Genomic DNA, 12,240 nt, shown 5'->3' on the forward strand with positions numbered 1-12,240 from the left:
CTGACACCGGCGAGGGGCGCACTCGGGCCGTGCCCGTACCCCGGACCCGGAGGGAGGTGGCGCATGCGCGGGCCTGAGCGGGTGGTGAGCGCCGTGCGCGAACACGACCGGCGTCTGGCCGCCCGGCTGATCGCCTGGGGGCCCGGCTGGCTGCGGCGGGCGGGGGCCGGTGTGGAGGAGGCGGCCGAGCACACCAAGCTGTGGTGGGCGGCCGCCGTGACGATGGCCGCCGCCGGGGGCCGGCGGGGCCGCAGGGCCGCCGGCGCCGGGCCGGCCGGGATGACAGCGGCCGAGGTGCTCTCCAACGGGGTCGCCAAGCCGCTCTGCGCACGGCGTCGTCCGCCGCCGGAGTGGGTGCCGCCCGCGGACCTGCGGGACCGTCCGGACAGCTCCTCATTCCCGTCCGGGCACACCGCCGCGGCGGTCGCGTTCTCCGGGGCGGTCGCGCCGGCCTGGCCTGCAGTCGGCGCCGCCTGCGGGGCAGCCGCGGCGCTCGTGGGGGCTCAGCGGCTGCGGAGCGGGGCGCACTACCCGGCCGACGTCGCGGTGGGGGCCGCGATCGGGCTGGCGGGGGCAGCCCTGGCGCGGGCCGCCCCAGGACTGCTGCGGCGCGCCCTGTGCTGACACGGTCGGCGCCGCCCCCTGCCTGGCGGGCGGCCGTGTGCACTCCCGTGCTCAGGGGTACCCGGCGGGCCGGGCGTCGTACGCATCGCCCCGGCGCGGAAGAAGCGCCTCCTCCACGGAAGAAGCGTGTGTCATGACCACTCCCTATCCTCGCCCACGACGCGTCCCGGGGGCCGGGCCCGGCGGCGGTGTGCCGCCCGGCGAGACCCCTCCCGCCGAAGGGGGCACCTACGGCATCTCGCATCCTGAGCCGCCCGAGCTGCGCGGCAAGGGGTGGGGGCCGATGCCGATCGTCCTGATCCTGGTCGTGGCGGCCCTGATCGCGGCGGGGCTCATCGGCATGGCAGTGACCCTGATCGTCTGAGGTCTCCTCCGGGGCGGGGCGCCGTCACTCGAACGGCCCTGTGCCGCCGCTCACATCCGCGTCGCCTCTTCCGGCGATTTACTAGGACGTCCTAGTATCTCCTCAGCAGAGTTCCAGCGCCCCGTCCGGGAAGGCCCCCATGAGCGACCTGCACCAGCCCGTGCACCCCGTCCGTCTGGTCACGGCTTCGGCCCTGTTCGACGGACACGACGCGTCGATCAACATCATGCGGCGGATCTTCCAGTCCCAGGGCGCCGAGGTGATCCATCTCGGACACAACCGCTCCGTCCGGGAGGTCGTGGACGCGGCGCTGGAGGAGGACGCCCACGGTGTGGCGGTCTCGTCCTACCAGGGCGGACACGTGGAGTACTTCGAGTACCTGGTGGAGTCGCTGCGCGCGCAGGGAGCCGACCACGTCCGCGTGGTGGGAGGGGGCGGCGGTGTCATCGTGCCCGAGGAGATCACCCGGCTGCGCGCGAGCGGGGTGACCATCTTCTCCCCCGAGGACGGCCAGCGGATGGGCCTGGCCGGCATGGTCAACTCGGTCGTGCGGGACTGCGACTTCGACCTGTGGGACGGCAAGCCGGCCGATGTCGCCGCCGTCCTCGCGGGCGACCGGTTCGCGGTCGCCCGTACGGTCACCGGGGCCGAACTCGGGAAGCTGCCCGAGGAGTTCCTGGCCCAGCTGCGGGCGGCCGCCTCGGCCCGGGTCACCCCGGTGCTGGGCATCACCGGCACCGGCGGCTCGGGCAAGTCCTCGCTGACCGACGAACTCGTGCGGCGGTTCCGCGTCGACCAGCAGGACAAGCTACGGATCGCGGTGATCGCCGTGGACCCGACCCGCCGCCGGGGCGGTGGCGCCCTGCTCGGCGACCGGATCCGGATGAACTCCCTGGACGGCGCCCGGATCTTCTTCCGCAGCCTGGCCACCCGCGGCAGCCGTGAGCTGCCCGAGCACCTGTCCGACGTGATCGACGTGGTCAAGGCCGCCGGGTTCGACCTGGTGATCGTGGAGACGCCGGGCATCGGCCAGGGCGACGCGGCGATCGTGCCGTTCGTCGACACCTCGCTGTACGTGATGACACCGGAGTTCGGTGCCGCCTCGCAGCTGGAGAAGATCGACATGCTCGACTTCGCCGACGTCGTGGCGATCAACAAGTTCGAGCGCCGCGGCGCCAAGGACGCGCTGCGCGACGTGGGCCGCCAACTGGTCCGCAACCGGGAGGCGTTCGGCAAGCGCCCCGAGGACATGCCGGTGTACGGCACCTCCGCGGCCACCTTCAACGACGACGGCGTCACCGCGCTCTACCAGCATCTCAAGGCCGCCCTGGCCGACGAGGGCCTGCCGCTGTCCGCGGGCACGCTCCCCCAGGTCGACGCCCGGCACTCCTCCGGCATCCGCCAGGTCGTGCCCGCCGACCGCGTGCGCTACCTCGCCGAGATCACCGACGCGGTCCGCGCCTACCACGCCGAGACCGTCCGACTCGCCGAGGCCGCACGGCGGGTGCAGCGCCTGGACCTGGTCAGGGGCGAGCTCCTCGACGCCGGGCTCGGCGCGGACGACGTGGACTCGCTGCTGGAGGACGCCCGCCGACGCCTCCCGCACGAGCTCGGCGAGCAGATCGCGAACTGGCCCGCCGTGGTCGCCTCCTACTCGGGCGACGAGCAGGTCGTGAAGGTCCGGGACAAGGAGATCCGCACCCGGCTGACCCGCGAGTCGCTGTCCGGCAACAGGATCCCCCGCGTCGCCCTGCCCCGGTTCACCGACCACGGGGAACTCGTCGGCTTCTGGCGCCGGGAGAACCTGCCCGGCCACTTCCCCTTCACCGCCGGGGTGTTCCCCTTCAAGCGCGACGGCGAGGACCCGGCCCGGATGTTCGCCGGCGAGGGCGACCCGTTCCGCACCAACCGGCGTTTCAAGCTGCTCTCCGAGGGCCAGCCGGCCACCCGGCTGTCGACCGCGTTCGACTCGGTCACCCTGTACGGCCGCGACCCGGACGAGCGCCCTGACGTGTACGGCAAGGTCGGCACCTCCGGGGTGTCGGTCGCCACGCTGGCGGACATGAAGGCGCTCTACGACGGCTTCGACCTGGTCGCGCCCACGACCTCGGTCTCCATGACGATCAACGGGCCCGCGCCCACCGTCCTGGCGTTCTTCCTCAACACCGTCATCGACCAGCAGACCGACCGGTTCCGTGCCGCCGAGGGCCGTGACCCCTCGCCCGAGGAGGCCGCCGAGCTGACCGCGTACGCGCTGGCGAACGTCCGCGGCACGGTCCAGGCCGACATCCTCAAGGAGGACCAGGGCCAGAACACCTGCCTGTTCTCCACCGAGTTCTCCCTGCGGATGATGGCCGACATCCAGGAATGGTTCATCGCGCACCAGGTCCGCAACTTCTACTCGGTGTCCATCTCCGGCTACCACATCGCCGAAGCCGGGGCCAACCCCATCAGCCAGCTCGCCTTCACGCTGGCCAACGGCTTCACCTATGTCGAGGCGTACCTCGCCCGCGGCATGCGCGTCGACGACTTCGCCCCGAACCTGTCGTTCTTCTTCTCCAACGGCATGGACCCCGAGTACACGGTCCTCGGCCGGGTCGCCCGCCGCATCTGGGCCGTCGCCATGAAGGAGAAGTACGGCGCGGGCGAACGCTCGCAGAAGCTCAAGTACCACGTCCAGACCTCCGGCCGCTCCCTGCACGCCCAGGAGATGGACTTCAACGACATCCGCACCACCCTCCAGGCCCTCATCGCGATCTACGACAACTGCAACAGCCTGCACACCAACGCCTACGACGAGGCGGTCACCACCCCCACCGAGGAGTCCGTACGCCGCGCCCTGGCCATCCAGTTGATCATCAACCGGGAGTGGGGCCTGGCCATGAACGAGAACCCCCTGCAGGGGTCGTTCATCGTCGACGAACTCACCGACCTGGTCGAGGAGGCCGTCCTCCAGGAGTTCGAGCGGATCAGCGAACGCGGCGGTGTGCTCGGCGCGATGGAGACCGGATACCAGCGCGGCCGCATCCAGGACGAGTCGATGCTCTACGAGCAGCGCAAGCACGACGGCACCCTGCCCCTCATCGGCGTCAACACCTTCCGCAACCCCCACGCGGACACCGCCGAGCCCGGCGTCATCGAGCTGGCCCGCGCCACCGAGACGGAGAAGCGGTCCCAGCTGGATCGCGTACGGGACCACCAGGCCCGCCACCGGGACCCGGCGCACGCGGCCCTGACCGCGCTCAAGGACGCGGCGGTGAGCGGCGAGAACGTCTTCGCCGTCCTCATGGAGGCCGCCCGGGTCTGCTCGCTCCAGCAGATCACCGAGGCGTTCTTCGAGGTCGGCGGCCAGTACCGCCGCAACGTCTGACCTCGGCTCCGGCAGGCCCCGCCGTGCCCCTCCCGACCGGGACGGGCACGGCGGGGCCGCTGCGCGCTCTCAACTCGGCGGGGAGACAAGGTGGTTGGCCGGGCGAACCGGCTGATAGCGTGACAGCCGGCCTGCCGCGCGCCGGTGCGTCCGGCCACCGGTGAGAGGGAAGAAGTTCTCCATGAGCAAGAGGCTGGCCGACGGTCCCATTCGGGCGCTCCTCGTGGCCTACACACCCGACGGAACGTGGCTGCGCGAACTGCGGCTGCCGGTCCCGCCCTTCCCCGGGCTGGGCATCCGTCTGGACACCTACGACGTCGTGAACGTCGACAGCGTCCTCGTCGGCGACGACGGCCGCTGGGACATCGACGTGACCTGCCTGGTGTCCGTGGACGGAGGCGTGCCCTTCACCGAGGAGCGCTGGGAGGAACTCGGCTTCGAGTCCGGCGTCTACGTCTGAGCCCACCGCAGCGCCGCCCCACGCCTCTCCCCCGCCCCGGCGGCTACATGGGGGCCGTTCCCCCATGTGCCGCCCGGGTCCCCCTGACACGGTGAACACCGGTTCGCCGCACCCCCGGTGCGGCGGCCGGGACGGTTCGGGCGAGTGAGAGGGAACCCATGGGCAGTAAAGCGTTACTCCGGGTCGTGGTGGTGGCGGCGATGGCCGGTTCCGCGGTGACGTTGACCGGAGGGACCGCGAGTGCGGCCACCGGTGTGTTCAAGAGCGGGACCAACGTGGTGGTGAACGCGGCGGCGGGACGCGCGAACAACATCACGGTCAGCCTGTCCGGCAGCAACGTCGTCATCCAGGACACCTCCGACACCCTGACCGCCGGCGTCGGCTGCTCGGTCCAGGGCAACGGCTCGGTGGCCTGCCCGGTGAACCTGAACAGCGACACGGTCGTGGTCAACGCCGGTGACGGCAACGACATCATCACCAAGACCGGCAACGTCCGCGGAGACCTGCGGGGCGAGTCCGGCAACGACGTCGTCAACGGCGGCCCCAGCCCCGGCAGCAACATCCTCAACGGCGGCCCGGGCAACGACACCCTGAACGGCGGGGTCACCTTCGACCTCCTCATCGGCGGCACGGGCGCCGACCGGCTCAGCGGCGGGGGCGGCACCAGCGACATCGCCAGCTACCTGGAGAGCACCTCCGGCGTCGTGGTGGACATCGACAACGCGGCCGACGACGGCATCGGCGGCGAGGGCGACAACGTCCTCACGGACGTCGAGATCGTCTACGGCAGCCAGTTCGGCGACACGCTCACCGGGGGCACGGCGGGCGACATCCTGTCCGGCTTCGGGGGCAACGACCTGCTGGTGGGCGGATCGGGCAACGACACCCTGGTCGGCGGCGCCGGCGGCGACAGCCACAGCGGGGGCGCGGGCAACGACACCCTCGACGCCGTGGACGGCGTGTTCGGGAACGACTCCCTCAACGGGGGCACCAACACCGACACCTGCACCGCCGACACGAGCGACACCAAGAGCGCCTGCGAGGCGTGAGACTCCGCGACGGGCCGGACCGCCAGGGCGCGGTCCGGCCCGTCGTCGTCAACGTGCACAATCTAGCCAGGACGTGCAACTGCCGACGGCTGAAACTCGTCCCTTGCTCCCGAGCCGGCACGGCCGAGGGAGACCACGCACACCCACGAGGGGGGAGCAGCATGATCCGTACACCGAGGAACAGCCGCCGCAGACCGGGCGCCGTCAGGGCGGCCGTGCTGGGGGTGTGCGCCGCGGGGGCGCTGAGCCTCGCCGGATGCTCGGGGGACGGCAGCGCCGCGGGCGACGCGAAGGCGACCGCCACGGCGACGAGCGGCACCAAGGACAAGGGCGGGGCCGAGGCCGACACCGCGGCCGACAAGCCCGACGCGAAGGCGTCCGAGGGCCCGGGCGGCTCGGACAAGGCACCCGCGGACCCTCCGGCCGCCTCCAAGTCCCCCGCCTCCGCAGCCACCCCGTCGGCGGGCGGCGACGGCGGGGCCGACGACTGCGACCACAAGATGCCGATCTCCCCGGACGAGATCGCGGTCTACCGCTACACCCCGGAGGGGGGCTTCCTCAGTCTGATCGTCAAGCACGGCAACTGGGGCTGCGGCACGCCCGATTCGGACGGAGCGCCGTTCGAGACCGTCGGCAAGGAGACCTTCATCCCGCTGGACCAGGCCGCCGACATCACCGTGACCAACCCCATCGTGGAGAGCACGGAGAACCAGCCCATCGGAGTCCAGGAGTTCCTGGACTGGCTGGAGGCCCACCCGGACTCCGGCCTGGTCTTCACCTACCACCTCGGCGCCGACGGCTCCATCGACCGCCTCGACGAGGTCTTCACCCCCTGACGCCCGCGGCGGCGGCCACCCGGGCCGCCGCCGCGCACGCGTCCGTCGGTCAGCGGACGAGTTCCGCCGGCTTCGTCGCCTTGCCGAGCAGCCACTCCAGCGGCCCTCGCCGGAAGAAGCGGGACCACAGGGTCGCGAACACGGTCACGGCCACGAGGAAGCCCAGCAGGACGTGGGCCGGGGAGCCGGGCAGTTCCTCGATGCCCAGCAGCCGGATGCCGACGATGTGGAAGACGTAGGCGGTCAGCGACATCGTGCCGACCGCGATGACCGGGCGGGCGAGGCGGTGGACCCGGGGGAAGGCGTCGACGGCGGCCAGGCAGGCCGTCAGGACCGTGATCGCCACACCGGTGTTGGCCAGGACCGACAGGGTGGTCTCGCTGTGCGGGGAGGCGACCAGCAGGCCGACCGCGCTGTCACCGCTCGGGTAGCCCCAGGTGTCGGACCACCAGGCCGAGGCGACCGAGCCGCTGTCGCCCCAGCTCGCCTCACCGAGCGTCCTGAGCGCCCCCGGGACCAGGTGCAGTGCCAGCCAGGAGCCGCCGTGGCCGAGCACGGCCAGCGCGACGCCGGTGACGGCCAGACGGACCCGGACGGCGCCGGCGGCCAGGTCGAGGCGGCCCACGGCCATGCCGGCGATGACGAAGGGGATCCAGGTCAGGGCCGGGTAGCTGCCGGTGAACAGCAGCGAGACGAGACCGTCGGCGTCCGCCGGCCAGGCCCAGACTCCTGCGGCTCCCTCATCGGGCAGCGCGCCCTGGACGACGTAGAGCAGCTGCGGGAGTATCAGGGCTCCGGCGGCGGCGACGATCGCCAGTGCGCGGGCGCCGAGCCGGTACAGCGGCAGGACGAGCAGGAAGTACAGGCCGTAGAAGGCGAGGATGACCTCGACCGGGGTGCCGCTCATCGTCAGGGCGGTGCCCACGACCAGCAGGACGAGCGCCCTGATCACGACCTTGGCCATCGCCTGCCGGCCGGCGCGGCCCGTCTTCGGGGCGCGGCGGCCGGTCATCAGGATGATCGAGAAGCCGGCGAGGAAGGCGAAGAGCGCGGAGGCGCGTCCGTGCGCCAGTTCCATGAGGAAGCCGGTCGTGCCGCCCTCGGAGGGGTCGGGGCCGACGTGCGCCGCGTACATCCCGAAGACCGCGAGCCCCCGGGCCAGGTCCACACCGACCAGGCGTCCCACCGAGGGCCGGTCGCCCCGCGGGGCCTCGGACCGTTCCGTGCCGGCGGCCTCGTCCCGGCCGTCGGTGGCCGGTGCCGCGAGTGTCGTGGCTCTTGCGTTCTGGGTCATTCCTCCAGGCTGGAGAGCGCGCCGGCCACCCGGTACCCGGCGGGCGTCCGGCCCCGCCCCGCCACCCGGGGGGTGTCCCCCCGCCGGATGGCGCCCCCGGTCGCCGGGGGCGCCGTACGGCACGAGGGGTCACATCTGCCGGGCGGTCACACTCCGGCCGCCGACCCGTTCTCCCCCGGGACGCCCGCGTCCGCGCGTCCCGTCGTGGAGGCGAAGCCCAGCCAGGTGTGCCGGTTGCCCCACCAGCACCAGCCGACCTTGGCCGCGTCACGGCGCTCGACGCCGTCACGCCCGGTGCCGTTGCTGATCCAGATCGCGGGGGTACGGGCGTCCGGTGTGCCGTTGTCCTTGCGCAGCCGGGAGCCGATGGTCATGAAGCAGTGGTTGCGCTCCAGGACCTCCGGCCGCTGGAGCACCCAGTGGATGCCTTCGGTGAGCAGCAGCGGGGTGCGGCCCTCCTCGGTGAGGGCGGGCAGGGCCTCGTCGGGGCTCCGGTCGGCCAGGTGGTCGCCCCGGTCGAGACCGCCGACGAGATAGAGGCGGGCCTTGGGCAGTGCGATGCCGGAGGGCGTGAAACGGTCGACGTCGGCCATGTCGGTGACGACGAAACCGGGCCTTCCGCCCCGGCGCATCAGCGGCGCGAGGGCGGAGGCCGGGGCGAGATCGGGGTGGACGGCGAGCAGGACGTCGGCGCCGGGCGCCGGAGCCGCGACGGCCTCGGCGGCCTCGGCGTAGGTACGCACCTCGTCGGCGGACAGTCCGGCGCGTTCGTGCACGCCCAGCTCGATCAGTCGCTCGGCCTGTGCGCTCAGGGGCGGAAGTACGGGCGGGACCACGGAGGTTGCGGGCGTGGATGTCGGCACGATGCTCCCAGGGAGGGCGGCGGAAAGGGACGCGGGGGCAACGAGACGGCGCGCCCGAATGTTCCCGCCGCCCCCGTCCGCCGTGTCACCGCGGTCGACGCCAGGCCCGGAGGGCGTGCTCGCCCCGCTCGCACGCGGCCCGCAGTTCGGCGAGTTCGGCGGCGGGCAGGCCGCGGGCCGAACCGCGTCGGCCGTGGTCCAGCAGGGCGGACGAGGTGCGCAGCCAGTCGGGGCGCGGGGCCACGCCGACGAAGTCCGCCAGCCGGGTGAGTTCTCCGGCCGGATCGTCCAGCAGGTTCTCGTAGGCGAGGGCCGTGCGACGCCGGTCGGCGGGGAGACCCGCGAGGAACTCCGTTCCCTCGACGACGAGTTCGGACCACAGGGCGCCGAAGGTGCGCAGGGGGATGACGCGGTCGCGGACGAGCGCGGGATCGAAGCGTGCGCCGAGCAGGGGCGCCAGGTCCGGGGGCAGCGCGCGCACGTGTGCGGAGGTCAGGTCGGCGAAGCTGTCGACGCCGGAGCGGGCCTTGATCTCGCGGAGCAGGGAGATCGCGCGGTATCCGGGATGCCGGCTCATCGACAGGGCGCAGTCCGGGCCGTCGCGGAACATGTGCACGAACCCGGCCTCGGGGAAGGCGTCCCGCAGCCCCGGCGCCCAGCCGGTCGAGTAGCCGGAGCGTTCCACGACGGCCGTGCGGCCGAACCGGTCGCAGAGCAGGCCGAACAGGGCCCGGTGATGCTCGGCGGCGGTGCGCCGCGGCCGGCGGGTGACGGCCGCGCCGAGTTCGTCGAGCAGTCCGTCCGGGTCGTCGGTCAGATGGGGCAGCACCATCAGGGAGAGCGCGGGGATGCCCGTCGTCTCCGCGGCGTAGCGGCCGGGGGCACGGGTGTAGAGGAACTCCGGCAGCGGCACCCCGCTGAGGATCATGCGTTCGAAATGCGGCGCGGGCCGGACGAGGGCCTGCCAGAACTCCTCGCCGTCCACCTCACCCGTGGGGAAGGACGCGTCGCCCACCGAGGCCATGTACTCGTTGAGGCTCAGGACGTCCGGGTGCGAGTTGAGGATGCGGGACAGCGCGGTCGAGCCGCTGCGTCCCGTACCGAAGACGAAGGCCAGAGAACTCATGTTCCCCCTTCTCGGATCCCGTGCGAGTGATGGAGGGCGAGCGCGTCCGAACACCGCCGCACGGAGGGTGAGTTGACGATTTCATGGGGGCGCGCCCCGAACCTTATGATCTTGGTCATGACTGTGCAGAACTCCGACAAGACACTCTCCCGCAAACAGCGACTCCAGGAGAAGCAGCGCCGCCAGCTGGCGGTCGTCGACACCGTGGACAAGGCCGAGGGCAAGGTCCGCAAGGCGGAGACGGAACTGGCCGTGGCCGTCACCGAGGCCGTTCAGATGTTCGGCGACGAGGACGCCGCGTCCGAGGCGCTCGACATGTCCGTCGAGGCGATCCGGCGCTTCCTGCGCATGGCGCGGGACGAGGCGGCGCGCGCCGGCGAGGTCGCCGAGACCGCCGAGGCGGCCGCCGTCTCCTGAGCCGCTTCGGCACGGGGCGCGGTCCTCGACGGCCACGGGCGGGACGGCGTCAGGGCGGGACGGCGTCAGACGGTGGACGCCGTCCGGGTGCGGGTCCAGGCCGTGGTGGAGACGGACAGCACGGAGAGAAGGACCAGCGCGGCGGCCGGGCCGAGGACGGTCCAGGGGGCCAGTTCCGCGTAGGGCTGGTTCTCCGAGAGCAGGCGCCCCCACTCCGGAGTGGGCGGCTGCTCGCCCAGGCCGAGGAAGCCCAGGGACGCCAGCACGAGGACCGTGGTGGGCAGGCGCAGCAGCGCGTTGCGCACCAGCGCGGGCAGGACCGCGGGCAGCAGGTGGTGGCGCAGGAGGTAGGCGGGGCCCGCGCCGAAGGAGACCGCCGCGAGCAGGTGGCCGCTGGCCCGTTCCTGTTCGAGCAGGGCGGCCGCCTGCGCCGCGTACGGCGTCCAGGCCACCAGGCACACCGCGCACGCGGCGCCCCCGACCGACGGTCCGGTGACCGCGGTCGTGAGCAGCCCGGCGAGGACGGCCGGCAGCGTCGACACCACTTCGGTCAGCCCGGCCCCCACCTGCGTCGCCGTCCCGACGACCAGTCCGACGAGGGCGGCGGCCACGGTCACCACGAGGGCCACGCCCACCGTGCGCAGGGCACCGTGGCCGAGCCGGGCCAGCAGATCGCGGCCGAGCGCGTCGGTGCCGAGCGGGTGCGCGAGGGACGGCGGCAGCAGGCGGGCCGTCGTCTCCACCTGGAGGGGGTCGCGCAGCAGACCGGAGACCACCAGGGCCAGCAGGGTGATCGCGCAGCAGCCGATGACCCAGGGCAGCGCACGGGTCCGTACGAGCGTGGGCGGATGGAGGGCGGGCAGGGCGCCGTCCCGCAGGGCGGGGCCGAGCAGGGCGTGGCGCGCGGCCCGGATCGCGAAGCCGGCGCAGACGCCGAGCAGGACCAGGGCCAGGGTCGCGGTCTGCAGCGGCGGCAGGTCCTGGGCGACGGCCGCGTCCAGCGCGAGCCGGCCGAGGCCCGGGATGTTGAAGATCTTCTCCACCGCGACCGCGCCGCCGACCAGGGCGACGACGGTCGGCAGGAGCTGGGGGAGCACTCCGGCCAGGGCGCGCCGCAGCGCGGTGCGCGCGATGCGGCCACCGCCATGTCCGAAGGCGCGCCAGGTGCGGGCCCACGGCTCGTTGAAGGCGGCGGGCAGGGACTGGTCGAGCAGCCCGCCGATCATCGCTCCGGAGGGCACGCCGAGGGCGAGGGCGGGCAGCACCATCGAGCGCGGCCCCTCCCAGCCCTGGGAGGGGAACCAGCCGAGCCACACCCCGCACACCGTCGCCAGCAGGGAGGCGAGCAGGAACTTGGGCAGCGCGGCGAGGACGGCGGCGCCGGTCCCCGCCCGCGTGCGCCGCAGTCCGCGCCGCGCGCCGAGGCGCAGGGTGCGGGCGCAGACCAGCGCGGCCACCACCACGGTGACCGCGAACGCGCCGAGCATGAGCGTCACGGAGACCGCGAGAGCGGTCGTCACCTGCGGCAGCACCGGTTCCCCCGACACCCAGGAGACACCCGCGTCGCCGCGCGCCAGCCCGGCCGCCCATCGCCCGATATGGGCGAACGGCCCCTCGTCCAGGCCCAGTTGTTCGCGTACGGCGGCCAGCTGGGCCGAAGTGGGGTCCTGGTCGGCGGAGCGGGCGCGCAGCACGGTCAGGGCGGGGTCGATACCGGACAGCCAGGGCAGGAAGGCGACGGCGGCCAGCAGCGCGGTCGCCGCCGCGACCCGGCCGGCGCCCGCGCGCCACCGGGTCGGGAGGCTTCGGGCGCCGGCCGGCGGCATGGTGCTCATCG

Annotated in this window: 11 protein-coding genes; 7 read left to right on the forward strand and 4 right to left on the reverse strand. The window is 73.2% G+C overall.

The genetic code is table 11. The features are described from left to right. Nucleotides 1-63: 63 nt before the first annotated feature. The 6 genes from PYR72_RS08360 (at nucleotide 64) to PYR72_RS08385 (ending at nucleotide 6,703) form a co-directional block, all read left to right on the forward strand. Nucleotides 64-624 carry a phosphatase PAP2 family protein gene (locus PYR72_RS08360; protein WP_275454690.1) on the forward strand — a complete coding sequence of 187 codons (561 nt, stop codon included), beginning with the start codon at nucleotides 64-66 and terminating at the stop codon, nucleotides 622-624. Nucleotides 625-757: 133 nt separating this feature from the next. After that, nucleotides 758-988 carry a DUF6480 family protein gene (locus PYR72_RS08365; RefSeq protein WP_275454691.1) on the forward strand — a complete coding sequence of 77 codons (231 nt, stop codon included), beginning with the start codon at nucleotides 758-760 and terminating at the stop codon, nucleotides 986-988. A gap of 139 nt (nucleotides 989-1,127) precedes the next feature. After that, nucleotides 1,128-4,358 (forward strand): fused isobutyryl-CoA mutase/GTPase IcmF, encoded by a 3,231-nt coding sequence (icmF, locus tag PYR72_RS08370; protein WP_275454692.1) that lies wholly within the window; start codon nucleotides 1,128-1,130, stop codon nucleotides 4,356-4,358. 181 nt (nucleotides 4,359-4,539) lie between these two features. After that, nucleotides 4,540-4,818 carry a hypothetical protein gene (locus PYR72_RS08375; protein WP_275454693.1) on the forward strand — a complete coding sequence of 93 codons (279 nt, stop codon included), beginning with the start codon at nucleotides 4,540-4,542 and terminating at the stop codon, nucleotides 4,816-4,818. A 158-nt stretch (nucleotides 4,819-4,976) separates the two neighbouring features. Continuing rightward, nucleotides 4,977-5,867, forward strand: coding sequence for a calcium-binding protein (locus PYR72_RS08380; RefSeq protein WP_275454694.1), 891 nt, complete (start codon nucleotides 4,977-4,979; stop codon nucleotides 5,865-5,867). 161 nt (nucleotides 5,868-6,028) lie between these two features. Continuing rightward, complete coding sequence (locus PYR72_RS08385; protein ID WP_275454695.1) at nucleotides 6,029-6,703, forward strand: hypothetical protein; 675 nt, start codon at nucleotides 6,029-6,031, stop codon at nucleotides 6,701-6,703. A gap of 49 nt (nucleotides 6,704-6,752) precedes the next feature. Here the strand turns inward: PYR72_RS08385 and PYR72_RS08390 are convergent, their stop codons facing one another. The 3 genes from PYR72_RS08390 to PYR72_RS08400 form a co-directional block, all read right to left on the reverse strand. Further along, nucleotides 6,753-7,997 carry a DUF418 domain-containing protein gene (locus PYR72_RS08390; protein ID WP_275454696.1) on the reverse strand — a complete coding sequence of 415 codons (1,245 nt, stop codon included), beginning with the start codon at nucleotides 7,995-7,997 and terminating at the stop codon, nucleotides 6,753-6,755. Between the two features lie 146 nt (nucleotides 7,998-8,143). After that, nucleotides 8,144-8,860 carry a DUF5701 family protein gene (locus PYR72_RS08395; RefSeq protein ID WP_275454697.1) on the reverse strand — a complete coding sequence of 239 codons (717 nt, stop codon included), beginning with the start codon at nucleotides 8,858-8,860 and terminating at the stop codon, nucleotides 8,144-8,146. Between the two features lie 85 nt (nucleotides 8,861-8,945). Next, a complete protein-coding gene (locus PYR72_RS08400; protein ID WP_275454698.1) occupies nucleotides 8,946-9,986 on the reverse strand; it encodes a sulfotransferase in 1,041 nt (346 codons plus the stop codon). Between the two features lie 117 nt (nucleotides 9,987-10,103). Here PYR72_RS08400 and PYR72_RS08405 point away from each other — a divergent pair, with 117 nt between their 5' ends. After that, nucleotides 10,104-10,403 carry a hypothetical protein gene (locus PYR72_RS08405; RefSeq protein ID WP_275454699.1) on the forward strand — a complete coding sequence of 100 codons (300 nt, stop codon included), beginning with the start codon at nucleotides 10,104-10,106 and terminating at the stop codon, nucleotides 10,401-10,403. Nucleotides 10,404-10,468: 65 nt separating this feature from the next. On the opposite strand, the gene PYR72_RS08410 is transcribed toward PYR72_RS08405, so the two are convergent. Continuing rightward, nucleotides 10,469-12,238 carry an ABC transporter permease subunit gene (locus PYR72_RS08410; protein ID WP_275454700.1) on the reverse strand — a complete coding sequence of 590 codons (1,770 nt, stop codon included), beginning with the start codon at nucleotides 12,236-12,238 and terminating at the stop codon, nucleotides 10,469-10,471. Nucleotides 12,239-12,240: the final 2 nt, after the last annotated feature.

Source organism: Streptomyces sp. VNUA24 (assembly GCF_029167005.1).
In the GTDB taxonomy this organism is placed as follows: Bacteria; Actinomycetota; Actinomycetes; order Streptomycetales; family Streptomycetaceae; genus Streptomyces; species Streptomyces scabiei.